Here is a 25395-nt window from a genome sequence, read left to right on the forward strand (position 1 = left end):
GCGCCGCGTGGGCGAGTCAGGACTGGATGCCGCCGTCACCGGTGAGAGAGGTGTCGCCGGTCAGGCGGATCAGACCCGCGTGCGTGGGCCGGAACCCACAGGCGTCGAAGTAGAAGCTGCGCAGGTGGTCCTCGAAGTCGACGTGCAGCCAGGTGCAACCCGCGCGTCGGGCCTCATCCGCCGCCCGATGCACGAGTTCGGTCCCGATCCCCCGGCGCTGGTGGTCGGGCCGAACCTTCGTGTCGAGCAGGAAGGCGTGGTCAGCCCCGTCCCAGGCGTTGTTCACGAAGCCGATGAGGGACCCGTCGCCCAGTCTCGCGGTCACCCAGCCAAGGCTGTGCCGGGCGACCCTGTCCCACCACCCCGGCTCCGCCTGTCCCCTGTGGGCCAGGGTCAACGCGACCAGTTCGGCGTCGACGAGGTCGCCGCGCCAGCGGTAGTCGATCTCCATCCCGGCATGATCACGGGTGAGGTGATCGCTCCGCGCGCGAATTCCCCTCAACCACGGGGAAGCACCTTCATACAGATGAGAGCGGGAGCTTGACAGACATGACGCCCGGACTTCGAGCGCGCACTCGCGGTATGCGGCGCGGCGGGTGCCCACGGCATCCACGCGTTCCTGTCCTCGCTCCACTGTAGAGTCCCGGCCGTGACCTCGAACTCCCTGCCGACCACTGGTCTGCGTGTGGCGGCGGCACAGGCGTGTCCGGTGCGCGGTGACGTCGCGGCGAACGCGGCGACCGCCGCGGAACTCATCCGGGAGGCGGGCGCGCGGGTCGTCGTGCTGCCCGAGAAGTTCCTCAGCGGCTACGAACCGGACCTGATCGGGTCCGACCCCACCCGCTACGCGGTGGCGGCGGGTGACGCTCGCCTCGACCCGATCGCCGAGGCGTGCCGGGAGTCCGGGAGCGTCGCGGTGGTCGGCGCCGCCACGCACGAAGACGGCGCGCTGTTCATCTCCTCGCTCGTGTTCGGCGCCTCCGGCGACCTGGTCGCCCGCTACGACAAGCAGTTCCTGTTCCGCAGCGAGCGCGAGCTGTTCCAGCCAGGTCGGGCCGGGTGCACGATCGAGGTCGACGGCTGGCGGCTCGGCCTGGGCATCTGCTACGACTGCGGATTTCCCGAGCACGCCAGGGCCGCCGCGCGAGCGGGCGCGGACGCCTACCTGGTGAGCGCGTTGTTCAGCGTCGGCAACGGTTTCCACGAGTCGCGCACGTGGCTGCCCGCCCGCGCGTTGGACAACACGGTGTATGTGGTGCTGTCCAACCATGTCGGCACCACGGGCGGGTGGAACGCGTGCGGCGGCAGCGCGATCTGGGGTCCCGACGGCCGCGTCGTCGCCCAGGCCGGACCCGACGAGACGACGATCGTCGGCGCCGTGCTCGATCCGGCGCGGTTGGCCCGTGTCCGAGCGGCGGAGCCACTGCTGGAGGACTTCTCCAGGCCCGAGCCGTCAGCGCTGCGAGATCGCGTCATCGTGAAGGCCTGACGAGGGGGCCGGGAGCCTTGCCCGGCCCCCTACGTGCCGCTCCTCGGTTGGCCACGTCCAACGCCGACGGAAGGCAGACGGGCAAGCCCAGGAAGCGGTGACACGGCATCGTCTCACTCACTGCCGCTCGGCATCCGAGGCGAGCTGGTCGGCGAGTCGGCGGATGTGACCGGCGAACTGCGCGGCGTCGACCGGATCCCAACCCGCGACCATCTGAGCGAAGACCTCCTCCTGCCACGCTCGGGCATCAGCCAGGAGCCGACGCCCCTTGGGCGTGAGGGTCAGGTCCACCCGCCGCCGGTCGACGGCCGAGGCGGAGCGCCGCAGGTAACCGTCGTCGACGGCGGCGGCGATGAACCGGCTGGCGCCGGACTGGTCGATGCCCAACTGGTGCGCCACATCGGAGACCGAGACGTCCTCGCTCGTGCGTGCGGCGGTGTCCACCGCCTCCAGCACCATGATCGCCCGCACGCGGCGCTCCTCAGCCGTGGGTTCTCCCGCCGCGCGCAGCGCCCAGCGCCGTGACCAGAACCGCACCACGCTGAACAACGCCGCCCCGGCTCCCGCCAGCTCGCGTCCCGCCACTCCCACACCTCCACATGTATGCGATACGCATATATTATCGCGCCATGACCATCACGCTCAACCACACGATCGTTCCGGCCCGCGACAAGCGGCGGTCCGCCGAGTTCCTCGCCTGGTTGCTCGGCCTCACGGCCGGCGAACAGACCGGCCCCTTCGTTCCGGTCCGCATCAACGACGAACTCACCTTCGACTTCGACGACGAGGACGGGTTCCACCCCGGCCACTACGCGTTCCTCGTCGACGACGAACTCTTCGACGCTGTGCTGGGCCGCCTGAGCGACGCCGGCACCGTCCCCTACGGCTCCGGCCCGGAACACGGCTGGGACCGCTCGATCAACCACCTCAACGGTGGGCGCGGGGTCTACGTGTGCGACCCGGACGGACACAGCTACGAACTGTTCACCACCGTCCCAGCCTGACGCTCAAATCAATCCCCGCTCCATCCGGGCCACCTCAGCACGCTCGCATCGCACCGAGGTCACGGCCCGCCTCGAGCGGAGCTGATGTTGGTCGCCTTTTTCGCCAGTGGGTGTGACATCCGTGTCCTGCCGGACATGAACAGGTGAGACAAGGAGGTGTGTGTGGAACGGCAGGACCGTTTCGATCTTTGTCTCAACGTGCGCACGCGTTTGCAGGGGCTGTCCACCCGGCTCGACGACGTTGCGCTCCTGATCCGCTCACGTGCCGCGATGCCGGTATCCGCGGCCCCGCCGACGTTCTCGTCATTCGCAGCCGTGACACCGGAGCACCCTGGCACCGGAATCACCTTCCCCACGCCGCACAACCACGGGGAGAGGTGAGCCGCGAAGGACATGATCATTGTGCGGCGGGGCGGTGTCACCCGAATGTCGGCGGGCCAGCCCCCAGACGGCGGCTGCCACTCCCTCTGGCGTAGGCCAGGTTGGTAGGTCCGGCTCAACGAAGGGGCATCGCCATGTTCAGGGCGCAGAACGTTCTCGGGCTAGCGGCCGCGATCTGTGTCAGCCTGCTGTTGCCGTTCGTGGTGGTGACCAACGCCCACGCCGCCCCGGTCACGATCACCAACGGTGTGGGGTTCACCGACTCGGCCGGCAATCCCCTCCACGGCCACGGTGGCGGCATCATCAAGGTCGGCGCGTACTACTACTGGTTCGGCGAGAACCGCTCTCCCGACAACCAGTTCCAACACGTCTCGGTGTACCGGTCCACCGACCTGCGCTCCTGGGAGCTCCGGCGCGAGAACGTGCTGGCCCAGGACCCGACGCCCGAGCTGAAGGAGGCCGCCCTCTGGCGGCCCAAGGTCATCTACAACGCCCGCACCGGGCAGTACGTGATGTGGACGCGCAAGGAGAAGAAGCCGGGCGACTTCGGCGAGTCCAGGGTCGGGGTGGCTACATCGTCCTCTGTGGACGGCGAGTACACGTACCGAGGCAGCTTCCAGCCCCTCGGGTACAGGTCGTACGACATGAGCGTGTTCCGCGACGACGACGGCACGGCCTACCTGATCTCGACGACCAGTGAGCAGAGGGACCTCGCCATCTTCCGCCTGACCCCCGACTACCTCGGTGTGGCGGGCCCGGCGCCGGTCACCGTCCTCACCGGCGTCAAACGGGAGGCGCAGGCGATGTTCAAGCGCGACGGCGTCTACTTCCTGGTGACCTCGGGCGTCACCGGCTGGCAGCCCAACCAGGCCAGGTACGCCACCGCGACCAGCATCGCCGGTCCCTGGAGCGCGATGGTGGACCTCGGCGACAGCATCACCTACGGCTCGCAGTCGGCGTTCGTCCTGCCGATCCAGGGCAGCGCCACCACCTCGTACCTCTACCTCGGTGACCGGTGGGCGGGCGCGTGGAACGGCGCCCACGACGACTCCGAGTACGTCTGGCTGCCGCTGCGCTTCCCGTCCACCAGGTCTTTGTCGATGAGCTGGCACCCGAGGATCTCGATCGACACCGCGACCGGCGAGGTTCAGGGCGTCGGCGCGGGTCACGCCTACGAGGAGTTGCGGCCCCGGCACAGCGGCAAGTGCCTCGACGTGCCCAAGGAGTCGGCGGAGGACGGCACCAGGCTGATCCAGTACGCGTGTGGCACCGCCGCGAACTCGAACCAGCACTGGCAGGTGCGCGACCTGGGCACCGGCTACCACCAGGTCATCGTCCGGCACAGCCACAAGTGCCTCACGGTGCCGTCCTCGTCCACGGAGGACGGAGTGCAGGTGTCCCAGCGAACCTGCGGTGCGGGCGAGAACCAGCAGTGGCGCATCACCAACCTCGGTGGCGGCTACTTCCAGATCCTCGCCCGCCACAGCGGGAAATGCCTCGACGTGGCTCAGGGATCGACGGAGGACGGCGCCAGGGTTGTCCAGTACACCTGCAAGGACAGCCCGAACCAGAAGTGGCGCCGGGTGGGCGCGCCCTACTAGCCCTTCCCGGTTCCTGGCCTTCTCCCCCATCGCCAGGAGCGACGAACCCACGACGAGCCTGTCCTGGCTGGGCAGCATCGTGTGCCATTCCCTGCACGCGCTCACCTCGCCGAACACGCGGCAGAACACACGGCCGAACACGCGACCAAACAGCGCAGCACCAGAGCGTCAAACGCTGCGTTCGGCCTCGAACCGCAGCACTGCCCACCCTCCACACCCTCGCGCCGGCACGAGGAGTTGCGGCCCGCCACCCGGTGCGGGATGGCGGGCCGCAACGCACCTGTCGGTCAGTTCGGGTCACGCCCGAACAGGCCGAGCAGGCGGTCCTGCAACGGGGCGTCCTCGGGCACCTCCACCTCCGCGCCCAGCACCGTGACCCCGGGCCCGAAGGCGTCGGGGGTGCGGATCATCTGGCATCATCTCCAGCACCTCCGGCGGCATGGACTCCGCCTTCGCCCACAACCGGTCCACGTCCTCGGCCGCGATCGTGGTGTCCTGCCCGGTCGCCTTGGCGAGATCCCACCCGTGGATCACGATGTTTCTCCGCAGTGAACGGGGCTCACCACCACCAGAGCCGTTGGCGCAGGGCGAGAGTCACCTCGTTCACCGCTGTCACGCGGTGTTCCCCATCATCCGAGACAGGAGCGGACGGCCTTGATCAGGTTCGCCGCCCGCGTGTCGTCGGGCCGGTAGTTCCAGAGATTCGTGACATAGCCGAAGCCGACGCGCGCGTCGGGGTCCGCGAAGCCGATCGAACCGCCGGAGCCCGGGTGGCCGAACGACCCCGGTCCCATCATCGGCATCGGTGCGCAGGACCGCCAGAACCCCAGCGACATGAAGAAGGAACGGTCGGCCGGGATGTCCAGCCCGGGCGGCAGCCCGTGCATCCGCGTCTTGTCGGTCTGGACCTCCGTCATCGTCTCGACCGTCGACGGGTCGAGCAGTCGCACTCCGTCCACCTCGCTGACCGTGGCGGCGTACATGCGTGCCAGTGAACGCGCGTCCGCGAGCATGTTCGCGGCCGGGAACTCCGCCGCGCGCCAGGCGCGCGTCCGGAAGTACCCGGTCGCGGGGTCCATGGCGCCGCCGAGCACGCCGGCGCGGATCTGGAGCGCGTCCGGGCTCCACATCGACCTGACCCAGGCGGTGACCGTGTCCGCGTCGAGCCCCGTCGTCGCGATCATCCCCGCGAGCAGCTCCTCCAGGGTGAACGGAGCGGCGTCCTCGAACCGGGCCACCCGCTTCTCCTCCGCCTCGGGCAGGCCGATCCACGCGCTCAGCCCGAGCGGGCCAGCCACCTCCTCGGCGAAGAACGCGCCCAGCGACCTGCCGGTGATCCGACGCACGACCTCCCCGACCAGGAAGCCGTACGTGACGGCGTGGTAGGCGTGCTCGGTGCCCGGCTCCCACAGGGGCTTCTGCGCCTCGAGCGCGCGGATGACCGGGTCCCAGGCGCACGCCTGCTCGAACGTCAGCGGCCCGTCGACGACCGGCAGACCGGCCTGGTGGGACAGCAACCAGCGGACCGGGATCTTGTCCTTCCCGTGGGCGCCGAACTCCGGCCAGTACTCGACCACCGGGGCGTCCAGATCCAACTCGCCGCGCTGCGCCAGCAGGTGCGCGCAGATCGCGGTGGCGCCCTTCGTCGTGGACGCGACCTGGACGATGGTGTCCTCGTCCCACGGTCGGTTCGCCTCGCGGTCGGCGAGGCCGCCCCAGAGGTTGACGACGGGGCGGCCGTCCACGTAGACGCTGCACGCCGCGCCGATCTCGCCGGGGTCTCCCTCGAAGTTCGCGCGGAACGCGTCGGCGACCTTTCCCCATCCCGCCTCGACATCGTCACCGCCGCTCGTGGAGGGCTCGTGGTGTCTCCCGTTCGTGTCCAACATGCTGTGGTCCTTTCTGATGAACTGAAAACCTTGGGGATCTGGGACTTCTGGGGAAGGCGCGCGCGACGGACACCCACGAAAGGCATCACGCTTCTTCGTGGGCGCGTGAGAGCGTTGATCAATCGCTTCCGCGCACGGGTGGGCGGGTGTTGCCGCCCTCCGACTCAACTCCGAGCTGTCGATACGGGCAGACGTGAGCCGTTCGGAGAGGAAGCTCGACAGCCACCAGAACTCATCGAGATGCGCGCGTCCCTGGGCATTCAGGAAATGCGCCTCAGCCATGGCAAGCGGTTCTCGGACGGGGCTTTCTCCCCGTCGACGAGGCCGCGCTGCTCGACCTGATCATGAGCGCGTAGATGGTCCGGCGATGCCGGAGAAACCCCGGTCGCGCAGCCAGGCCGTGATGTCGTAGCCGTGGGTGTGCCGGTCGGACAGGATCGCCAGGACGATGCCCTCCAGCACTCCCTTGAGCATCTCCGTCATCTGCTCGCCATTGAGCGCCTCCCCTGCTACTCGGTCTCACTGACTACCGGTAGATAGTAACACTGAATAGTGGCGGCGCAAGATCCCCAGCGGAGGGGACGACGGCGTCGTACGCGAGGTCGCGAACAACGCCCGGCAGCCCATCCCGACCTGGTTCGACCAGCTCGTCGCACGGCCGGAGCGACCGCCGATCCGGCCACTCAGGCCATGCCGCCGGCGAACGGCGTCGCCCGCCATTGGTCGATCGCCGGCTTCATGTAATCCAGCAACACGGGCAGTTGCGGCACGAGCGAGAGGACGGCGACCGCCCGCACCATCCCGACGGCGTTCACGAAACGCAGGACGTCCTCGTTCAACGGCCTCATGCCGTTGCGCCGCGCACCCCGGTCGTAGGCGGCCTCGCAGGCGGGTCCGAGAGCGGCGAGGTCCCACTCGACCGGACCCAACGAGACCAGCTCGAAGTCGGCGTAGAGCTTCCTGCCCACAGCGGAGAAGATGTTCACGGACGGGGAGTCGCCGTGGATGGGCTGGAGGTCGATTCCCGGGAACGCCTCCTCGAACGCCGACCGTGAGCGCACGAGCGGCTCCAACACCGCCCACTCGCGGCGCGCCCGGTCCAGATCGGACGGATCGATGAGGTCGGGACGGCGTTCGAGCAGGGCGAGGCTGTCGGTGACGAACCGTGGCTCGGCCGCGGAGAGGAACGACAGTCGACCCGGGTACGCGCGCATCGCGGCGTGCAGGTCGGCGACCATTTCGGAGTTCGCGACGTAGTCGGGTTCCTTGCCCCGCTCCTCCTCGACGTACTGCCAGAACGTCATCGAGAACCCGCCGCGCTGGACGGGCTCCCTGGGCACGAGGGGGCTGGGAGGGATCACCGGGGTGCCCTGGTCCGCGAGCCACTGGGTCACGTCCAGTTCCGCCTGCTGGCGCTGGCCCTGGGAGTCGAGAGGGGGCAGGACGGTGGGAACGCGGACCACGACCGGGGAGGGCGCGAGATGGACAACGACGGAGAACAGGTCGTGGAGCACGGCGGCGTCAGTCACCGTGAGTCCGAGATCGCGTCCCGCCCCCACCGCCGCGTCCACCGCGGCTGAGGTGCGCCGCGAGATCTGTTGCGCTGTCAGGAAATCAGCCATGCCGTGATCGTCGCACGTGGTCCTGGCCGGCTCACCAGAGCAGCGGGCAGGCCACGACGTGGGTCGTCGTCCCCACACCGGAGTTGTTCACGGGGTCTCACCGTGAACCCGTGAGCCCGTCGAGCATCAGGCCGATGGTGAATTCGAAGCGGTCGTGGACGGTTCCGGCGGTGAGCTGGGCCGCGTGGCGCTTGGTCTGGGGGAAGGTGTCGGGCAGTGCGGCGAAACGACGCAGGAGTTCGTCCCGGCTGACGACCCAGTCGTCGTCAGCGCGGCTGAGCCGCCTGTTCACGAGGGAGACCTCAAGGCTGTAGGCGTTGACGTAGAGCAACAGCGAGTCGATCGCCCACGCGGCGGCCTGCGGGTCGATGCCCCCGGCGAGCAGGATGGCGAGCATTCCCTCGCCGACGCGCAGCGTGTCCAGATTGGTCGGGGCGGCGGCGAAGGCCGCCTGGGAGATTCCGGGGTACCGCAGGTACTGGTCGCGCAACTGGGCACAGACGCTGGTGATCTGCTGCCGCCAGATGGCGGCGTTCGGCTCAGGCAGGTTGATCTCGGCGCACAGACGGCCGATGAGCAGCTCGTCCAGGTCCTCCTTGTTGACCACGTGGGCGTAGAGCGACGACGGTCCCGTCTCCAGCTCGGTGGCCAGGCGCCGCATCGTCAGGGCCTCGTACCCCTCTCTTTCCACGATGCCCAACGCGGTGCTGATGATGGCGTCGACCGTGATCGGCTTCTTGCTCCCGCCGGACGGCCCACGCCGGGCGGCGGGAGCGCTCTGGCCGGTGGCGAGCTGGTGCCGCGCTGCGCGCCGTTGCTGAGGAGTCGGTGACATGCCGGCAGTCTAACGAAGCGACGAACAGTGTTCCTCAGCACAGGAACGGTGTTCGTATTGTTCAGAACGGTGTTCTGAGGTAGAACGGTGTTCGTGCCCAGTGACCAGCGCCCACCGCCGGCGCGCCCCCACAGCACACCGCCGATGCGCGGCGCGTGACTCGTCCTGATCGTCGCTTTCCTGACGCGCATCGACTTCAGCGCGCCAACCTCACCGGCCCGCCTACACAAGTCCTTCGCACTCGGCGTGGTCACTCAGAACGGCCCGCCCAGCGACTTCACCCCAGTCCGCTCACCTCAGAACGGCTCGGCGGCCCCATCGGGCGACGAAGACCGTTCTGGTGGCTGTCGGGCCCGACTTCTCCCTGGCCTCACTCACCTCGTGCCGTGACACCCGCAGGTGTCCTGCTGGACGCGGCCTCGGGCCTTGTCGATGCCTGAATCCCGAGCTTCCGACGCGGCACGAGTTCGGAGCCGGTTCCTCACCCGACCACGGAACGCACTCACGCGTTCACGCAGGAAACGCACCACCACTCCCCCGCGAAAGGAGCGCACATGAGCGCCCGGCTTCACGAGAATGAACACGAACAACCAGCGGTCCGATCCCCTGATACACCCCAGTCCCTGCGGGCGGCGTGGGCAGCGCTGGCCGGACTGTCAGCGGTGTTCCTCTTCGAGATGCTCGACACCTCGATCCTCAACGTCGCGCTGCCCACGATCGGCCGTGACCTGCACGCTTCGACCGTCGCGCTCCAGTGGGCGACGGGTGCGTACACGGTCGTGTTCGGCGGTTTGATGCTGGCGTTCGGCGCGGCAGCCGACCGGTTCGGCCGGCGACGGGTCATGCTCATCGGACTGGCGCTGCTCGGCGTCGCGAGCCTGGCGACCGCCTTCGTCACCACCGCGGCGCAGCTCGTCGTCGTCCGGGCAGTGACGGGCCTCGCGGCGGCGATGACGACTCCGGGGACGATGGCGCTGGCCTTCCGGCTGTTCGACCGGGACGACCTGCGCGTCCGTGCGGCAACGCTGATCTCGACCGTGGGTCTGGTCGGGCTCGCGATCGGCCCGACGGTCGGAGGCTTCGTGCTCGCGATCGCTCCCTGGCAGGTCCTGCTGCTGATGAACGTGCCGATCGCCGTGCTCGCGATCCTCGGTGTGCGGGTCGGCATCGCCGAGGACACGGCCGCTGACCTCCACCGCGACCCAGCGGACGTGCTGGGAGCGGCGCTGGGCACGGCGTCGATCGTGCTCGCGCTCGTCGCGCCGACGCTGTTCGTGAACGACGGCGCTGGCTCGTGGGCGCCCTGGACGGCCACGGCCGGGGCCGTTGTGACGGCGTCGCTCTTCTTCCTCCGCGAGCGCTCGGCCCGTCATCCACTCCTCGACCTGGAGCTCGTCGCCCGTCCGCTCGTGTCCAGCGGCCTGGCCTGCAAGGCCGCCGCCGGGCTGGCGACCGCCGGCCTCGGCTACATGGTGACGTTGCAGATGCAGCTCGACTGGGGATGGCCGCCCGCGCTCGCTGCCATCGGCATGCTGCCGCAGGTCATCGTCCTCGTCGCGGGCGGTGCGCTCATCAAGCCGTTCGTGCGACGGGTTGGTCTCGACCGAGCCGCATGGCTCAGTGCGGCGGCGGTCGTGTTCGGTCTCGCCGTCTACGGGCTGCTGGGCGGTGTCGGGTACCTGTGGGTCGCGATCGCACTCGTGCTCGTGGCAGCGGGGATGCGCGTGGTCGGGGTCGTCGCCGGGGTCAACGTGCTCCGTGGCCTGCCGGAGAACCGGACCACGATCGGCACGGCGCTCACCGACACCGTCACCCAGGTCGCCTCGGGCACCGGCATCGCCGTCACGGGCACCATCCTCGCGGCGCTGTTCACCGGCGACATCGCCACATCGACCTGGAGCGCCCAGCAGACAGCGGACTTCCGGGAGGCGGTCATGATCGCTGGCCTCACGCTCACCGCTGCGGCTGCGGCGCTTGTGGGCTGGGGGATCCTCCGCGCGCGGAGCGCCACAGACGGCCCGGTGAGCGGGTCGACCGCCGACGCGGTCGGCGGAGGTGAGTCCTGACATCGAGGGGTGAGGAACCCTGCCACCACGGCGTGGTCGGGTTCACCAGCAGAAGGCGAGTCCGCGACGGGCGAGCGCAGAACAAGCTCGTCGCACCCACGCTCAACCAAGCGCGTGATGGCACCACGCCCTCCGGGCAACGCGGCGCCCGTGTCAGTACCGTCAGACCGCGCACCCTCCGACGGACGCCGCGGCGCCTCGATGTCGCACCGATCGTGCTCCGTCAGCGGTGCGCGTGACGCCGCGACGGAAGGGAAGACCCCGTGAGCACGATGGTCGCGATCAGCCAGGACACCTTCGGCGGACCCGAGGTCCTCAAGACCGTCGAGGCGGCCAGGCCCCAGCCACTGCCGACCGAGGTCCTGGTCCGGGTCGTGTCGGCGGGAGTCAACCCCATCGACGTCAAGACCCGGTCCGGCGGCGGCATGGCGCAGGTGCTCGGCGACCCGCCCTTCATCCTGGGCTGGGACGTCTCCGGCGTCGTCGAGGAGGTCGGCTTCGGCGTCCACACCCTCGAAGTCGGCGACGAGGTGTACGGAATGCCCTGGTTCCCCCGCCAAGCCGGCGCCTACGCCGAATACGTCACCGCGCCCTCCCGCCACTTCGCACGCAAGCCGGCGTCGGTCAACCACGACCAGGCCGCGGCCGTGCCCCTGGCCGCGCTCACCGCCTGGCAACTCGTCGTCGACGCCGCCCACGTCCACAATGGACAACGAGTGCTCCTCCACGCCGCCGCCGGCGGAGTCGGGCACTTCGCCGTCCAGATCCTCAAACAGCGCGGCGCCCACGTGATCGGCACCGCCAGGGCGGACAAACACGACTGGCTCCGCAGTCTCGGAGCCGACGACCTCATCGACTACACCCAGGAGCGCTTCGAGGAGACCGTCCACGACGTCGACCTCGTCCTCGACCTGGTCGGCGACGAACACGACAACACCAGCACCCGGTCCCTCGACACCCTCCGACCGGGCGGCCTGCTCGTCGCGGTCCCCTCCGGCGTGTCCCGGGAGTTGACGGACCGCGCCCGCGAACGCGGGATGCGGGCGATCGGCTTCCTCGTGGAACCCGACGGCCACGCCCTCACCGAGATCGCGCGGCTGATCGACTCCGGGGACCTCCGCATCGAGATCGAGGACGTCCTCCCCCTCCAGGAGGTGGCCGAGGCACACCGCCGGATCGAGACGGGCCACACACGCGGCAAGCTCGTCCTCCGCGTCACCACCTGACCAGCCCCGGTAAAGATCCACGCCCGCGCGGGCTGCGGGTGGGCCGGCGCGAACAGCGCCTCGACCTTGTACCCCGCTACGGGTGAACGTTCTTCGTCAGACGCCGCGCAACAGCGTCTCGAACGAGGGTGTGCCGCCGAAGGGGCCTTCCAGCGCCTCGGTCGGGGCCGCCGACGGGCGACCCGTGACGAGGTCGGCGAACTCACCGGCGGCGCGCTCGATGCGGCCGGCCAGGGCCCGATCCACGCCCCCGTCGCCGCCCCAGTCCTCCGAGGCGGCGAAGACGCCCGTCGGGACAGCGATCGCGCGCAGGTGGGCGAACAGCGGCCGCATCGCGTGCTCGATCACCAGCGAGTGGCGGGCGGTGCCGGCGGTGGCGCCCAGCAGCACGGGCTTCCCGGCCAGCACCCCCTTGTCGAGGACGTCGAAGAAGGTCTTGAACAGGCCGCTGTAGGAGGCGGAGAAGACGGGGGTGACGGCGATGAGCCCGTCAGCTCCGGTGACCGCCTCGATCGAGCCGCGCAGCGCCTCGTTGGCGAAGCCCGTGACCAGGTTGTCGGCGAGGTCGCGCGCATGGTCACGCAGCTCGACGACCGTGACGGTCGTGTCCTCACCCCGCTCGCGCAGGGCCGCGACGGTCGCGGTGGAGAGCCGGTCGGCCAGCAGCCGGGTCGACGAGGGAACGCTCAACCCGGCGCTGACAACGGCGAGAGTGCGGGTGCTCATCGGGTCTGGGCCTCCTCGGGGGCCTCGTCGCGGACCTGTCCGGTGACGTCGTCGGCGGCGGCGTAGACGGTGGCGTCCTTCGCCCCGCCGCGGGCCGCCACACGCGACGCGTGCGTCGGGGCGTCCGGCACGTGCGCCGGCTTGAGGGCGGCGAACTCCTTGCGCAGCACGGGAACGACCTCCTCGCCGAGGATGTCGAGCTGTTCGAGCACCGTCTTCAGTGGCAGCCCGGCGTGGTCGATGAGGAATAGCTGACGCTGGTAGTCGCCGACGTAGTCGCGGAAACCCAGCGTCCGCTCGATGACCTGCTGCGGGCTCCCGACCGTCAGCGGCGTCTCCCGGCTGAACTCCTCCAGCGACGGGCCGTGGCCGTAGACCGGCGCGTTGTCGAAGTACGGCCGGAACTCGTTCACGGCGTCCTGGCTGTTCTTGCGCATGAACACCTGCCCGCCCAGGCCCACGATGGCCTGGTCGGCCGAGCCGTGGCCGTAGTGCTCGAACCGGCGGCGGTAGAACTCCACCATTCGCTGGGTGTGCTCCGGCGGCCAGAAGATGTGGTTGTGGAAGAAGCCGTCGCCGTAGTAGGCGGCCTGCTCGGCGATCTGCGGGGAGCGGATCGAGCCGTGCCACACGAACGGCGGGACGCCGTCGAGCGGCCGCGGCGTCGAGGTGAAGCCCTGGAGCGACGTCCGGAACTGCCCGGACCAGTCGACGACCTCCTCGTCCCACAGCCGGCGCAGCAGCGCGTAGTTCTCGATCGCGAGCTGGATGCCGTTGCGGATGTCCTGCCCGAACCAGGGGTAGACCGGGCCGGTGTTGCCCCGGCCCATCATCAGGTCCACCCGGCCGTCGGCCAGGTGTTGCAGCATCGCGTAGTCCTCGGCGATCTTCACCGGGTCGTTGGTGGTGATCAGGGTCGTCGACGTCGACAACTGGATCCGCGTCGTCCGCGCGGCGATGTAGGCCAGCGTGGTGGTCGGCGAGGACGAGAAGAACGGCGGGTTGTGGTGCTCGCCGAGGGCGAAGACGTCGAGCCCGACCTCCTCGGCCTTCTGCGCGATCGCCACGATCGCCTTGATCCGCTCCGCCTCGGTGGGCGTGCGGCCGGTGGTGGGGTCGGTGGTGATGTCACTGACCGAGAAGACGCCGAACTGCATCTCGCCCTCCGAGTGGATGACCTGTCATGTACACCCCCCAACCTACATGACACGTCATCTATTCCAGGCCGGGGAGTCCCCCACGGCCACCTGCGGAAACCCACGCTCAGCTACTACCTACCGTCACTGCCGATGCACACAGTGACGACGCTCAACGCCGTCGCGGCTGGTCTTCCCTGTCATGCGGAGTCGCGGAGTCTGATTCGCCGCTGGCCCCTCCCCCTGAGGCCCGGACGCGGCACCACTCCCGCCCCGACGCGAGTCAGGCGGTCTCCGTGGGCGTCGGGTCGGGCCAGCGACGCCCGGTCACGTCTTCGCGCCCGTGCCGCCAGGGCACGCCGCGGTGCGGCTCTCCAGGTTCGCCTTCTCGTCCATGAGCGTGTACGGCATCGTCGGGTCATCCGGCTTCCCCTGGGCATGGCGGTCGTCGGGACCAGCGCGAGGCATCATGATCAGGCCCCGCTTCGACGAGCTGATTCATGCCCCGAACCGCCTCCAGGTCTGCGCGGTGCTCGCCGCGGTCGGTTCAGCGGAGTTCGCGACCGTCCGTGACACTGTCGGCCTCAGCGACTCGGCGCTGAGCAAGCACGTGAAGCTCCTCCAGGAGGCGAAACGGGCACGTCCCCCAGGTCAACCCTTCCCACGCTGCGGCAGCGGCCGGCGCGCTGAGTCTGGCGACCATCGCCACCACGACGAGCACCCGTGCGAACACGCTCCGAACGCTCTGGCCGCCATGGTGGTTGGCACATCAGGCGTTCCGGGAGAACGAACCTGGTGATGACCCGGCGGCACCCAGGGACGACCCAGGTTCCGTCTCACCGCAGGGTTGGCACCGCACCGCCGTCCGCCCAGTCGACGGTCACTCCGGGCAGACCTCCTGCCCAGCCCCGCACGAGGTCGCGCAGTCGCGCCCGGTCGGGCGGAGTCCGGCCGAGACCGACCGCGTAGCGCACGAACCCGTCGCCGATCTCGGCTGGGCGGGGCCAGGCGTGCGCGTCGCGCACCCCGCCCGCCTCCAACGCCGTGAGCAGCGCACGCATCCGGCCACGCACCCGCCCCTTCACCGCGTCGAGGTCGTCGCCCCGCACGTCCACCACGGCCCATGCGGCGTGCCGGCGGTGGAGCGGAGGCGACGCCGTCCACGGCTCGCCACCGGCCTGAACGATCTCCCAAGCGTCGTACAGCTCCTGGGTCAGCAGGTCCCGCATGCCCTCGCCGACCTGCTCGGTGCACAGCCGGAACGGCGCGGACGGCGTCACGACCGACACCGCCGATGACGCGTCCACAGTGGACGAAAGAGTGATCTGGTCGCGCCAGTCCCACACCGCCCAGGTGCCGAAGAAGTGGGCCAGCAGGTCGCGTCCGGCCAGGCTGGGCGCGTCCACGACCGTCAACGCGGACAGCACCGACCACGCCAGGCCCGGCAGCCCGCCGTGTGGTGCGGAGTCCAGCCCCCGCGCGCGAGCCCACGCCTTCACGCGCAAGGCCAACCACGCGAACTCCTCCCACCGCTGGCCCACGAACGCCAGGACCGCTTCGGCGTCGCTCACCGCGCTCAACGCCACGGCGGCAGCCGGCTCCAACTCGGCGCGCCGGGCCACGGCCTCAGCCGGATCGATTCGGGTGCTGACCACCGCGAGGTCGACGTCCGTTCCACCGACCCGGAAGCGCACGCCGGGAACCCGCGCGCCGAGCACGGGCCGCATCCCCGTCGCCCCCGGCACCGCGATCCGGTCCAGCTCGACCTCGCCCGGCACCACCGCGACGAGGTCCAGGTCCGCGCCCGCGAGCGCGCACCCCATCCGCCGCGATCCCACAACGTGCACGACACCGTCCGGGAGGGCGGACGACACCAGGCGGACCACCTCGGAGTCCTCCTTGGCGGGGTGCGGCTCCACGCCCGGCGACGTGTGCCACCGCACCTCTCCGGAGCCCAGCGTGATCGTGGCACGCGGACGCATCGGCTCGTCTCCCCGACGCGAGAGCACCACCACCTCACCGACCTCGGCGTCGAAGGGCCCCACACCGCCGGGGTTGACGCCGCGACCCACCGTGAGGTGCGGTGTGAAGCCTCGACCTCGACAGCCTGGGAACCGCCGCGCCAGCGCGTCCCACAACGCCACCCACGGCGCGGAACCACCCGCGGCCGGGTCGAGCCACACCGTGCCGTGCTCGAACGACCGCACCCCGTCCAGGCGCGCGGTGAACGGACGAATCCCGGCGGCCTCCTCCGCGAGCAGTGTGACCGCCCGGTCGAACTCCGCCTCCGGCACGAACCCGAACACCAGGTTGACGTGGGCGGGCCACCGGTCGAACGCCGGGTCGTGTCGCCGCCGGACCTCGTCGACAGCGTCGGCGACCGCGGGTGGGGGCAGCCAGGCCACGGCGGTGCGGTGGGTCGGCGGAACGTCGAGCACCTCGCCCGACGCCTCCTCCCCCAGCACGAGGTCCACCTCCACTCCGTAGTGGTCCGACACGAGCGCCGTCGTGCCGCGCAGCACCGCCCGCCGCGCTCGCAACCCGTCGCCGCGCAGGAAGACCCGGTCCAGCCGTGCGGCCTGGCCGGACAACGACGAGACCGCCGCCAGGGGGTTCACCCGAGGGTCGAACGTCGGCGTGTCGTCCTCGGCTCCGTGGACCTCCGCCCACGCGTCCCGCACGCCCAGCACCCGGACGGGCAGGTCGGTGCCGTCGTTGAAGTCCCCGAGCAGGACGAGTGGACAGTCCATATCGGACAGACCTTCGGCGAGGTCCGCCAGCTCCGCCGACCTGCGCGCGCCGCCTCCGGTGTGGTCGCTGGTCAGGTGCGTGCACGCCACCGCCACCGGCCCGGACGCGGTGTCCACCACCAGCGCCGCGACCGCCTTGTGCGGCCCGAGCACGTGTCGGCCCGCCTCCAGCACGGGGACCCGGCTGAGCAGCACCAGACCGTGGTCGTCCACGTCCCGTCCGGACGGGTGGACGTCGACCGCGTAGCGCGCCCGCACCCACGGCTCGGCCAGCAGCATCGTCACCAGGTCGCGTTCGACCTCCTGCAACGCGATCACGTCCGCGTCGGCGCGCGCCAGGTCCGCCAGCAGCAGGGGACGGCGGCGCGCCGTGTCGATCCGCTCGCGGTCGTACCGGTCCCACAACGTGTTCCACGTCAGCACCCGCAGCCGCTGTGGTGGCACACCGCCGGAACCACCCGGAGTCCACGCCGTGCCGTCCCACGAAAAGTGCCGCGCGGAGGTGAAGAACGGCGCGCGCAGGCGGCGCGGCGCGCGTGCTCGCCCGGCCGTCGAGGAGTCGATCCGGTCCACGCCCGTGGCCCGGTCCCAGACCAGTTCGCCGTCGGCCTCCACGAACAGCACCCGGTGCCACGGCACGTCGCCGCCCGGCACGAACGACGGCAGCGGCACCCGTTGCGGCTCCGCGCCGCGCGCGGCGATCCCGAGCACGAATCGGGCCGGGTCGAACCGGGGGTCCCAGCGCACCCGGTGGTAGATCTGTTCGCTGGTTCGCATCACGACTCCTCGTCCAACGACCCGGCCACGTCGGCGACGATCCCGTCACGGTCGACGTACCAGGTGCGGTGTGCCTCGCCCGGGTACGGCGGCGAGAACCGCGCCAGTTGCGCGGCGACCACCTCCGCCGGCACCGCGTGCAATCGTTCGGCGTTGCGCCGCATGACTTCTTCTTCGTCGACGACCATCACCGCGAGCGTGACGAGCGCGCCGTGCCGGTCCGCCACGTCGCGCACCACCTGGCGCTGATGCCGGTTCAACGACGTGGCGTCCCACACCGCCGTTCCCCCGCGCGCCAGCGCCGCGTCGAGCCGCCGCAACCCGGCGCGCAGGACGTCGCCGTTGGCCCGTTGGTCGGACCGTGAGCCTCGGGCCTCGCGCAGGTCGTCCAACGAGATCACGTCGACGTCCTTGAGGGTGCGGACGAACGTGCTCTTGCCGGCGCCCGCCGGTCCGGTCATCGCGACCAACCGGGGAAAGCTCCCCGCACGCCACCGCCAGGTCAGCGCGACCGCCTCCTCCGCTGTGGTCAGCCGGCCGGCGGCGAACGCCTCCCGGGCGTGGGCCCAGCATCGGTCCGCCACGTCGGCATCGTGGTCCCGCAACGCCTCAAGCAGCCCGGATCGCACATGCGCCAACGGGTCCTCGCCCAGCAATCCGGCGTCTTCGGCGTGCAGGGCGGACCAGGCGACCTGGTCTCGCGCGTCGGCATCGGGCGCCGTGGCTGCCGCGACCGCGTGCAGAACACCCAGATCGGCCGCCGCGCTCAACCGCACGAGACCCGCGCGCCGCTCGGCGTCCGGAAATACCCGGTGCAACACGGAGTGCAGCCCGACAAGATCGGCGACCCGACGCGCCAACCGCATGCCCACGGTTCCACTCAACCTCGGCAGCAGGCGTGGCCGAGGCACGTCGTGCAACAGAGCGGCGAGGATCCCTGCCAGCCTCGCGTCACCGGTGCGGCCCAGCAGGTCCAGCCGCGCCAACACCTCGTCGGAGCCTTCGGTGAAGCCGACCGCGGCGAGCACGGTTCGCGCGTCCACGGGCAACCCCGCTCGCACGTCCCACAGCGCACCCGCAGCACCACGCCCGTTGGGCACGACCGGTCCCGACATCCAGTGCTCGTCCGTGCGCACGTGATCGCGACGCACCCACTTGGCCACGCACCGGGCGAACTCCGCGCGGTCGAAGCCGTCGACCGTGCGCACCACGTATCCCTCCTGGCGCGTGAGGTCGAGCCGCAACGCGCGCAGGGCGCGCTCGTCGAACACGCCCCGCCACAGCACACGAGGCACCGGAACACCGAGACGGCGGGCGAACCGCACTGTCTCGTCCCATCCCAGACAGCGATCCCCGTCCCACACCGAGAAGGCGTAGAACCAGCTCTCCAGGTCGCGGTACTCAATGGAGTGCCGGGCGTACAGGTTCTCCCCGCACACCCGCCAGCCTGGTGGAATTCCCGCCGCCACGGCGCCGTGCAACGCCTTCACCCACGCCCGCGACGGGTGGTGCGCCGAGTCGAGCGACCGGGCGTGCAGCCCGTCGCGGTAGAGCGTGGTGTTCTCGCCGTCGAGCTTCTCGGTCACCACGACCTCGCGCCCCGCGAACCCGCCGAGGTCGGCGAGCCGCACGTCGTCCGCCGTCGCACCCGGCGACCACGGCAGGTGCGACGTTCGCGGATAGCGCACCCACATGATCCCGTTCCTCCCGACGACGCGACGGGATCGTAGGAACACGTCGGGCACCGTCACCAGTCAATATCGTCACAGACCTGCGCTAAGGAGGGGATTACGAAGAGGCGTTCGTGGTGCGCGCACCCGAGTTCTGTCCTGTGTGGACGATCGCTGAGTCGCTACCCGGGCCGGAAGGAACTTGGCGTGGTGCCGGTCTGCTTGCGGAACATGGCGGAGAAGGCGGCGGGTGTGTCATACCCCAGCGCTGTCGCGACCTGCGTGACTGTCTGGCCCTCGGACAGCAGGCGGATGGCGTGCAGCACACAGGCGCGCTGCCGCCACCGCTGGAAGCTCAGCCCTGTCTGGGTGCGGAACATCCGGTTGAACGTGCGGGTGCTGACGCGCAGGGCGGCGGCCCAGGAGGCCGGCTCCTCCCGGAGGTTCGGCGCGAGCTGGAACGCCTCGCACCGCTCGCGCAGCTCCGCCCGCGGCGGCAGGGGGAGGTCGAAGGGCAGCGGCGTCAGGGCGCGCAGCTCGTGCAGGATCAGCTCGATCAGCGTGCCGTCCCGGCCGTGCCGGTCGTACTCGGCGGGCAGGTCCACGGCGGCGAGCAGCAGCTCACGCAGCAGCGGCGAGACCTCCACCACCTGACAGCGCGTCGGGAACCACGGCACGGCGGAGGGTTCGAGGTAGAGGCTGCGGGTGCTGACCCGCTCCATCAGCACCTGGTGGTCGGTGGTGGGCGGGATGAGCACGGCCCGGTGCGGCGGGACCGTCCAGCTCCCGTCGGCCGTCTCGACGCGCATGATCCCGGTCGCGCCGTAGAGCAACTGCGCGCGGCGGTGCTGGTGCACCGGCAGCAGGTGCCGCGGCGGGTAGTCGGTGCCGATCGCCAGCACGGCGCGGTCGATGTTGTCGACCTCGTCCACCACCAGGTTCCGCACGGGCTCGACACTACGCGCGCTCCTGGCGCGAACTCGATGGGGACTGGCAGATCATCGAATGCGCGCCACCCGCCGCCGACCCTACGTTGGTCGCGTGTTCGCCCTGATCCTGCTCGGTTCCGGCTGTCTGACCGGCGTGACCACGGTGTTGTTCGGCTTCGGCGGCGGCTTCATCACGGTGCCGGTCGTGTTCGCCGTCGTCGCCGCCACCACCGGCGCCGACGCGATGCACACCGCTGTGGCGACCTCCACCGCGGTGATGGTCGTCAACGCGTCCTGGGCGACGGTGACCCAGATCCGGTCCGGCCGGCTGCGTCGCGAGTATCTGCACCCGCTGATCACGTTCATCGCCGTGGGCTCCGCGCTCGGCGCGCTCGCGGCGAACTCGGCGTCCGACACCGTACTGCACGTGCTGTTCATCGCCTACCTCGCGGTGACCGTTGTCGACAGCGTCGTGCGCCGCGGTTTCACCGACGACCGGAGCCGCTCCGAGGAGGTGCGCCCGCTGAGCCGGTTCGCGTCCACGGCGGGCGGCGTCGGGATCGGGGCGGTCGCGAGTTTCCTGGGCGTCGGCGGGAGCGTCATGACGGTGCCGCTGCTGCGCCGGCGCGGGCTGCCGATGGCCGAGGCGGCGGCGATGGCCAACCCGCTCAGCGTTCCCGTCGCCCTCGTCGGCACCCTGGTGTACGCGCTGGGGGCGCGGCCGGAGGCGCATCACCCCGGCCAGGTCGGCTACGTCAACCTGGTCGCGGCGGCGGCCCTGCTCTGCGGCTCGCTGCCCACCATCGCGATCACCCGGCGCGTGGCGGGGCGGGTGCCCGACCGGGTGCACGCGATCGCCTACGTCGGCTTCCTGGTGCTCGTGCTGGTCGCGATGACCATCACCGCGGTCGTCTGAACCCAGCGACTGATCGACGTGTGGACCCGCGCTCGTGATCCGCAGTCTGACCAGCGGTATCCCCATCGGCGGAACCCGCCGCCCACGGATCCGATCGTCATCCGAGCCGTACGACCACCGCGACGACCCACCTCCGCGACCTCACCGTGCTACCCGGCCTGGGTTTCAGTGGCTGATCAACCCGGAGCACGCGCCGTCCGGCGACGACGGGCGAGCCGGGTAGGCACCGCTCGCGAGACGAAGATGAATGAGGGGCCGAGGCGTCCGCGAGTCAACGCGACGCCTCGGCCCCTTTTGTCAAGCGTGAATTCACCGAATTACCGGCGGCCGGGCGAACTGAGCGCCAGAATGCGCCTCAGCCGCAGTTCGGGCACGGCGTGCAGGCCCGCACCCTGACGTCGTCGACGACGGGCCCGTGTGCGCTGTTGGGCGTGGTGCTGGCGAATGCCAGCGTGGTGGAGGAACCGCGCGCCACGAAGGTGAACTGCCGGGTCACGTAGCCCATGTTCGCGGCCGTCTTGCCGGTGATGTCGAAGGAGAAGTCCTGGAAGTTCTGCCCGTCGACGAGCGCCCTGCCCGTCTTGAGCGGCACACCGCCGGGGTTCCCGGCGAGCGAGTACGTCACCGTGTACGTGGTCCCGGGAACCGTGGTGAAGGTCTGGGACACCGTGCCGGGGCCCTGGCCGTTGAGGTCGACGGACTGGTCCCCTTCCGCGGCCTGCCAGAACCCGGCGCCGATCAGGTCGACGCTGCCGCTGGCGACCTTCCACGGGCCGATGGACTGGCCGCTCGTCAGGTACTGGAAGGTGCCCGGATTGACCTTGGGCGTCTCGAAGCTGCCATCGTCGAAGTGGCTGAGGGCTCTCGGCGAGGCGGCGAGCGCGGTTTCGGCGGCGTTGGCGGGGACGGCGACGGCGGACGCGCCCGCGAGAACGACACCCACGGCGACGACGGCGGCGAAGAAACGATGAGAGGCCATTAACCTTCCTCAGGTAATGGCGCCGAGTGGCGCGCGATCAATTTCGAGGGCGACGATACTGACGCGGGACAATTCCCGAGTATCCGCCAGGAGCGGGATACACGATCGGGTGACAGCGCGGGTCCACGGTCAGATTGTGGCGTTTTCGTTGGGCCATGAGGGGGATTTCACCCTCCTCGGACGGACGTCCGGAATGTGGTGACTACCGGCACCCTCGTTCTTTCCGCCGAGAAACCGACCCAACACTCCCGCGCACGAGAAAGTCGACGTCAACCGGCGCGGAGCCGGACACATCACCGGCTCACGGCCACGGCCCTGACACCGGCACCTGTGTCCAATGAGGACAGTAACGGCGCGTCACGGGGAACCCGGCGCGACGGGCGGGCCGGCAACGGACAGGAGCAGCTCAGCCGGCGGTGACGCGGTAGTGGACCTCGGTGGGGGTGAGCTGCCGACCGTTGACCGGGAGCACGTCCTGCGGGCAGGCCGACAACACGACGACGAGGTCGACCTCGGCGCGGAACCGGACGTGGTCGCCGGGCCGGGCCGGCGGGGCCTCGAACGACAACTCGCCGTCCTGGCTCCACGGCACGTTCATGAACAGGTTCAGCGGGGCCGGCAACGCCGACGGCGGCGCCAGGTCGATCTCGCGCAACGCGCGGTGGAAGTTGTCGTGACAGTTGTCGTGGTGGCCGACGCAGCCCAGGAGGCGGTATCGCTCCGCGTCGCAGGCGGCGATGAGGGTGTCGTGCACCCCGGGACTGGTGTCCTCCAGCAGGGTCAGCAGCGGCCGGCGGCGGTTGCTGACCAGGGCGTCCCCCGGCCGGGCGGACAGTCGGCCCAGCGCGGTGCGGGTGTGTTCCATCGACAGGTGTTCGTCGAGGTCGGGCGGGCACAGCGCCCAGGTGTCGACGACCTGGTCGCCGGTCGGGGTGATGACGTCCAGGACCGCTCCGGCGGCCAGGCGCACGGCACGGCCGGAACGGGCGGGCACGACGTGGACGGGTGCGCTCATCACGGTCCTCCCCGCACCGCGGTCCGGTGCACGCGCTCGAAGCCCTGTCTTGATCATGAACACCCGGCGGCCGACGCGCAACGCACGCGGTTCGGCGCCCCGTCCCTCCCCCGGTGCCCCCAAGACGGGCCGAACGCGGGTTCACCACGGCGTTCGGCCTCGGTGGCAGCGCGCAGCGGTGGGATCGCCCTCGCACACGACGAAGGCGATCCCACCGGAGGATGAGGCGAACGTTCTCCGCTCAGCCGAGCCCGCTGATCGCGGAGGCAGGACACTCCCCCGCCGGCGCGGACGTCACCGCCGCCGCCACAGGGCGAACGCCTCCCGCACGTCCTCGGGCGAGTGGGCGAGGGCGTCGTCGTCGGGGTCGGCCGCGGTGACGTGAGGGAGGTGGATCACGGCGTCGTAGGCGTCCAGCGGGCTGATCTCGCAGTAGAAGGTGCTCAGACGCTGTTCGGAGACGGCCAGGACGGTGGCGGCGTCGGCCGGTGACAGTCGGCGGAGGTCGGTCGCGAAGAGTCCGTCGTGGCTGGCGGCCATGAGCGCGTCGAGGCTGCCGGGTCGGGGTGGCTCCAGCTCGGTGAAGAACCTGCCCTCGGCGAACCCGGTGTCGCTGAGGCTCTGGCCGGTTCCCGAGGTCGTGCCGATGACCCGGTAGTCCTCGCCCAGCCGGTCGGCCAGGTGCATGCCCATGGGCGTCACCGGTGGCATGCCGGGCAGGGTGGCGGGCCAGCGCTGGACGTGCCCGTTGTGGGCGGCCAGCACGATCCGGTCCTCCCGGCGCAGGATCCACTCCACGGTGTCCGCCATCGCGGCGTCACGGTTGAGGAACGCCACCTGCTGGTCACCACGCGCCATGCCACGGAACAACGAGTCCACGGTGACCGCGAGCCGCAGTGAGCGGAGCGCGCGGTCGAAGTCCTCCGCCGAGGTCCGGCGCACGTAGTCCAAGCGGCGTGCGGTCATCCGCGCGGTGAGGTCGGCGAGGCTGGCGGTGAGCGCGTCCCGCCTCTCGACCGCGAGGTTTCCGTAGGCGGAGAACGCGGTGGGGATGGCGAACGCGGAGGAGGCGGCGAAGGAGGCCGCGGTCTCCCGGACACCGGGGTCGAGTGCGAACTCGGGATCGGCCCGCTCCAGGTAGGCGGTCGCGGCGTCCAGGGCCGGCAGCGGGGACGCGTTGGAACCGCCCAGGTCGATGCCGTAGAAGCCGACCGGGTGCTCGGCATCGTGGTTGTGCCGTCGCAGCCACTCCAGTTGGTCACGCATCTGGGTCCACAGCCCCATCAACGACGTGAGGCCGTTGGCCAGGACGTGGCCGAGCTGGTCGTCCTGCCCGCCGCGCACCCACCGGTCGGTGGTCCAGCCCTCGGGGAAGCCGCTCTCCATCGCGTAGGCGCCGAACCCGTGCCGCTCGACCAGGTAGCGCAGCAGGCGGTGACGGAGTTGGTAGAACTCGCCGTTGTAGTGCGAACTCTCGCCGATCGCCACCACGCGCGCGTCGCCGATCACCTCGTCCAGCCAGCCGAGGTCGTCCAGCGGCCCTGCCGGGTCGAGTGTGGACAGCGGGATCACCGCGTCCTCGCCGAGCCGGGCGGAGCCGGTCGGGGTGTTCCTGGTCATCGCAAGCCCCCTCGCTGATGTTCCCAACTTTGGGAACAGTACCAAAGATGGGAAAATCGGGAGGTGGACACGCTCGACCTGCTCCTGCACCCGATCCGGTTGCGCATCGTCTCGGCCATGTCCGGCGGGCACGTGCGCACCACCTCCGACCTGTGCGCGAGCCTGCCCGACGTCCCCAAGACGAGCCTGTACCGCCACGTCGGCCTGTTGGCCGAGGCAGGGGTGCTGGAGGTTGCCGACGAGCGGCGGGTGCGCGGCGTCGTCGAACGCCGCTACCGGCTGCGCCAGGACCGTGCCGTGATCGACGCCGACCGGGCCGCGTCGATGTCCCTCGACGACCACCGGCACGGGTTCGCGGCGGCCATGGCCGCCCTGCTCGCCGAGTTCAACGCCTACCTCGACCGACCAGGGGCCGACCCGACCGCCGACTCCGTGGGCTACCGGCAGGGCACCCTGTGGCTCAGCCAGGAGGAACTGGCCGAGATGATCCACGAGTGGGGTGCGGCCCTCGCCGCACGCGCCAGGAACCGGCCCACGCCGGAGCGCCGGCCCCACCTGGTGAGCGCCATCTTCTTCCCGACCGGGGAACCGCCGACCACGTCCTCGTCCTGACCCGAAGGACCCGGACCGCGACCTGTCCACGCCGGCCGGAGACTCCAGGGAGGGAGTCCAGCTCGGTGGGGTCATCCAGCGCCGGACCGACGTAGATCTTCTTGAACGCGGGCACCGGATCAGTGCGTCGCCGGGGACGGATCTCGGGCTGT

The 25395-nt window shown here is 70.5% G+C and carries 24 protein-coding genes; 9 read left to right on the forward strand and 15 right to left on the reverse strand.

Annotated elements, in window-relative coordinates; translation table 11 throughout:
* Positions 1 to 16: 16 nt before the first annotated feature.
* Positions 17 to 451, reverse strand: coding sequence for a GNAT family N-acetyltransferase (locus tag LX15_RS04080; RefSeq protein WP_253668109.1), 435 nt, complete (start codon positions 449 to 451; stop codon positions 17 to 19).
* Between the two features lie 198 nt (positions 452 to 649).
* Here LX15_RS04080 and LX15_RS04085 point away from each other — a divergent pair, with 198 nt between their 5' ends.
* Complete coding sequence (locus LX15_RS04085) at positions 650 to 1489, forward strand: carbon-nitrogen hydrolase family protein (protein ID WP_253668110.1); 840 nt, start codon at positions 650 to 652, stop codon at positions 1487 to 1489.
* Between the two features lie 117 nt (positions 1490 to 1606).
* On the opposite strand, the gene LX15_RS04090 is transcribed toward LX15_RS04085, so the two are convergent.
* A complete protein-coding gene (locus LX15_RS04090) occupies positions 1607 to 2074 on the reverse strand; it encodes a MarR family winged helix-turn-helix transcriptional regulator (RefSeq protein WP_253668111.1) in 468 nt (155 codons plus the stop codon).
* Between the two features lie 44 nt (positions 2075 to 2118).
* Between LX15_RS04090 and LX15_RS04095 the strand changes: the two genes are divergently transcribed.
* From LX15_RS04095 to LX15_RS04105, 3 genes are all read left to right on the forward strand, one after another.
* A complete protein-coding gene (locus LX15_RS04095; RefSeq protein WP_253668112.1) occupies positions 2119 to 2493 on the forward strand; it encodes a VOC family protein in 375 nt (124 codons plus the stop codon).
* Between the two features lie 162 nt (positions 2494 to 2655).
* A complete protein-coding gene (locus LX15_RS04100) occupies positions 2656 to 2874 on the forward strand; it encodes a hypothetical protein (RefSeq protein WP_253668113.1) in 219 nt (72 codons plus the stop codon).
* A 134-nt stretch (positions 2875 to 3008) separates the two neighbouring features.
* Entirely contained in the window at positions 3009 to 4475 is a 1467-nt protein-coding gene (locus LX15_RS04105) for an RICIN domain-containing protein (protein WP_253668114.1), read from the forward strand.
* A gap of 287 nt (positions 4476 to 4762) precedes the next feature.
* Here the strand turns inward: LX15_RS04105 and LX15_RS32175 are convergent, their stop codons facing one another.
* From LX15_RS32175 to LX15_RS04125, 5 genes are all read right to left on the reverse strand, one after another.
* A complete protein-coding gene (locus tag LX15_RS32175; protein WP_301303988.1) occupies positions 4763 to 4885 on the reverse strand; it encodes a hypothetical protein in 123 nt (40 codons plus the stop codon).
* A gap of 219 nt (positions 4886 to 5104) precedes the next feature.
* Positions 5105 to 6364 (reverse strand): serine hydrolase domain-containing protein, encoded by a 1260-nt coding sequence (locus tag LX15_RS04110; RefSeq protein WP_253668115.1) that lies wholly within the window; start codon positions 6362 to 6364, stop codon positions 5105 to 5107.
* A gap of 342 nt (positions 6365 to 6706) precedes the next feature.
* The gene (locus LX15_RS04115) at positions 6707 to 6847 is read right to left on the reverse strand and encodes a hypothetical protein (RefSeq protein WP_253668116.1); all 141 of its coding nucleotides are present in this window, start codon (positions 6845 to 6847) and stop codon (positions 6707 to 6709) included.
* A gap of 200 nt (positions 6848 to 7047) precedes the next feature.
* On the reverse strand, positions 7048 to 7986 hold the full coding sequence (locus tag LX15_RS04120; RefSeq protein ID WP_253668117.1) for a phosphotransferase: 939 nt from the start codon (positions 7984 to 7986) through the stop codon (positions 7048 to 7050).
* 97 nt (positions 7987 to 8083) lie between these two features.
* A complete protein-coding gene (locus LX15_RS04125; RefSeq protein ID WP_253668118.1) occupies positions 8084 to 8821 on the reverse strand; it encodes a TetR/AcrR family transcriptional regulator in 738 nt (245 codons plus the stop codon).
* Positions 8822 to 9483: 662 nt separating this feature from the next.
* Here LX15_RS04125 and LX15_RS04130 point away from each other — a divergent pair.
* Positions 9484 to 10887, forward strand: coding sequence for an MFS transporter (locus tag LX15_RS04130; RefSeq protein ID WP_253668119.1), 1404 nt, complete (start codon positions 9484 to 9486; stop codon positions 10885 to 10887).
* A 272-nt stretch (positions 10888 to 11159) separates the two neighbouring features.
* Positions 11160 to 12113: an NADP-dependent oxidoreductase gene (locus tag LX15_RS04135; RefSeq protein WP_253668334.1), complete on the forward strand. Its 954-nt coding sequence runs from the start codon at positions 11160 to 11162 to the stop codon at positions 12111 to 12113.
* A gap of 96 nt (positions 12114 to 12209) precedes the next feature.
* Here the strand turns inward: LX15_RS04135 and LX15_RS04140 are convergent, their stop codons facing one another.
* Together LX15_RS04140 and LX15_RS04145 are read right to left on the reverse strand one after the other, a co-directional pair.
* The gene (locus tag LX15_RS04140) at positions 12210 to 12839 is read right to left on the reverse strand and encodes an FMN reductase (protein ID WP_253668120.1); all 630 of its coding nucleotides are present in this window, start codon (positions 12837 to 12839) and stop codon (positions 12210 to 12212) included.
* A complete protein-coding gene (locus LX15_RS04145; RefSeq protein ID WP_253668121.1) occupies positions 12836 to 13996 on the reverse strand; it encodes an LLM class flavin-dependent oxidoreductase in 1161 nt (386 codons plus the stop codon). Before LX15_RS04145 ends, LX15_RS04140 begins: the two co-directional genes overlap by 4 nt.
* Before the next feature lie 448 nt (positions 13997 to 14444).
* Here LX15_RS04145 and LX15_RS33435 point away from each other — a divergent pair, with 448 nt between their 5' ends.
* A complete protein-coding gene (locus LX15_RS33435) occupies positions 14445 to 14774 on the forward strand; it encodes a transcriptional regulator (protein WP_372502315.1) in 330 nt (109 codons plus the stop codon).
* A gap of 37 nt (positions 14775 to 14811) precedes the next feature.
* Here LX15_RS33435 and LX15_RS04150 read toward each other — a convergent pair whose 3' ends face one another.
* The 3 genes from LX15_RS04150 to LX15_RS04160 form a co-directional block, all read right to left on the reverse strand.
* A complete protein-coding gene (locus LX15_RS04150; protein ID WP_253668122.1) occupies positions 14812 to 17502 on the reverse strand; it encodes an RNA repair domain-containing protein in 2691 nt (896 codons plus the stop codon).
* The gene (locus LX15_RS04155; protein WP_253668123.1) at positions 17502 to 19196 is read right to left on the reverse strand and encodes an RNA ligase family protein; all 1695 of its coding nucleotides are present in this window, start codon (positions 19194 to 19196) and stop codon (positions 17502 to 17504) included. Before LX15_RS04155 ends, LX15_RS04150 begins: the two co-directional genes overlap by 1 nt.
* A gap of 158 nt (positions 19197 to 19354) precedes the next feature.
* Complete coding sequence (locus tag LX15_RS04160; RefSeq protein ID WP_253668124.1) at positions 19355 to 20119, reverse strand: AraC family transcriptional regulator; 765 nt, start codon at positions 20117 to 20119, stop codon at positions 19355 to 19357.
* 94 nt (positions 20120 to 20213) lie between these two features.
* Here LX15_RS04160 and LX15_RS04165 point away from each other — a divergent pair, with 94 nt between their 5' ends.
* Positions 20214 to 21017 (forward strand): sulfite exporter TauE/SafE family protein, encoded by an 804-nt coding sequence (locus tag LX15_RS04165; protein WP_253668125.1) that lies wholly within the window; start codon positions 20214 to 20216, stop codon positions 21015 to 21017.
* A gap of 355 nt (positions 21018 to 21372) precedes the next feature.
* On the opposite strand, the gene LX15_RS04170 is transcribed toward LX15_RS04165, so the two are convergent.
* The 3 genes from LX15_RS04170 to LX15_RS04180 all read right to left on the reverse strand — a co-directional run bounded on the left by LX15_RS04170 (position 21373) and on the right by LX15_RS04180 (position 24631).
* Positions 21373 to 21996 carry a choice-of-anchor C family protein gene (locus tag LX15_RS04170; RefSeq protein ID WP_253668126.1) on the reverse strand — a complete coding sequence of 208 codons (624 nt, stop codon included), beginning with the start codon at positions 21994 to 21996 and terminating at the stop codon, positions 21373 to 21375.
* 406 nt (positions 21997 to 22402) lie between these two features.
* Positions 22403 to 23011, reverse strand: a complete 609-nt coding sequence (locus LX15_RS04175) for a DUF1989 domain-containing protein (protein ID WP_253668127.1) — start codon at positions 23009 to 23011, stop codon at positions 22403 to 22405.
* 294 nt (positions 23012 to 23305) lie between these two features.
* On the reverse strand, positions 23306 to 24631 hold the full coding sequence (locus LX15_RS04180) for an erythromycin esterase family protein (RefSeq protein WP_253668128.1): 1326 nt from the start codon (positions 24629 to 24631) through the stop codon (positions 23306 to 23308).
* Between the two features lie 63 nt (positions 24632 to 24694).
* Here LX15_RS04180 and LX15_RS04185 point away from each other — a divergent pair, with 63 nt between their 5' ends.
* Positions 24695 to 25243, forward strand: coding sequence for a helix-turn-helix domain-containing protein (locus tag LX15_RS04185; RefSeq protein ID WP_253668129.1), 549 nt, complete (start codon positions 24695 to 24697; stop codon positions 25241 to 25243).
* Positions 25244 to 25395 lie beyond the last annotated feature (152 nt).

Origin of the sequence: Streptoalloteichus tenebrarius (assembly GCF_024171885.1) — a bacterium.
Lineage (GTDB): Bacteria > Actinomycetota > Actinomycetes > Mycobacteriales > Pseudonocardiaceae > Streptoalloteichus > Streptoalloteichus tenebrarius.

Bases quoted from the DNA above. Each gene is read 5' to 3' on its own strand.
- LX15_RS04080 (WP_253668109.1), bottom strand. From the start codon at position 451: ATGGAGATCGACTACCGCTGGCGCGGCGACCTCGTCGACGCCGAACTG.
- LX15_RS04095 (WP_253668112.1), top strand. From the start codon at position 2,119: ATGACCATCACGCTCAACCACACGATCGTTCCGGCCCGCGACAAGCGG.
- LX15_RS04105 (WP_253668114.1), top strand. From the start codon at position 3,009: ATGTTCAGGGCGCAGAACGTTCTCGGGCTAGCGGCCGCGATCTGTGTC.
- LX15_RS32175 (WP_301303988.1), bottom strand. From the start codon at position 4,885: ATGATCCGCACCCCCGACGCCTTCGGGCCCGGGGTCACGGTGCTGGGC.
- LX15_RS04110 (WP_253668115.1), bottom strand. From the start codon at position 6,364: ATGTTGGACACGAACGGGAGACACCACGAGCCCTCCACGAGCGGCGGT.
- LX15_RS04115 (WP_253668116.1), bottom strand. From the start codon at position 6,847: ATGACGGAGATGCTCAAGGGAGTGCTGGAGGGCATCGTCCTGGCGATC.
- LX15_RS04120 (WP_253668117.1), bottom strand. From the start codon at position 7,986: ATGGCTGATTTCCTGACAGCGCAACAGATCTCGCGGCGCACCTCAGCC.
- LX15_RS04125 (WP_253668118.1), bottom strand. From the start codon at position 8,821: ATGTCACCGACTCCTCAGCAACGGCGCGCAGCGCGGCACCAGCTCGCC.
- LX15_RS04135 (WP_253668334.1), top strand. From the start codon at position 11,160: ATGGTCGCGATCAGCCAGGACACCTTCGGCGGACCCGAGGTCCTCAAG.
- LX15_RS04140 (WP_253668120.1), bottom strand. From the start codon at position 12,839: ATGAGCACCCGCACTCTCGCCGTTGTCAGCGCCGGGTTGAGCGTTCCC.
- LX15_RS04145 (WP_253668121.1), bottom strand. From the start codon at position 13,996: ATGCAGTTCGGCGTCTTCTCGGTCAGTGACATCACCACCGACCCCACC.
- LX15_RS33435 (WP_372502315.1), top strand. From the start codon at position 14,445: ATGATCAGGCCCCGCTTCGACGAGCTGATTCATGCCCCGAACCGCCTC.
- LX15_RS04150 (WP_253668122.1), bottom strand. From the start codon at position 17,502: ATGCGAACCAGCGAACAGATCTACCACCGGGTGCGCTGGGACCCCCGG.
- LX15_RS04155 (WP_253668123.1), bottom strand. From the start codon at position 19,196: ATGTGGGTGCGCTATCCGCGAACGTCGCACCTGCCGTGGTCGCCGGGT.
- LX15_RS04170 (WP_253668126.1), bottom strand. From the start codon at position 21,996: ATGGCCTCTCATCGTTTCTTCGCCGCCGTCGTCGCCGTGGGTGTCGTT.
- LX15_RS04175 (WP_253668127.1), bottom strand. From the start codon at position 23,011: ATGAGCGCACCCGTCCACGTCGTGCCCGCCCGTTCCGGCCGTGCCGTG.
- LX15_RS04180 (WP_253668128.1), bottom strand. From the start codon at position 24,631: ATGACCAGGAACACCCCGACCGGCTCCGCCCGGCTCGGCGAGGACGCG.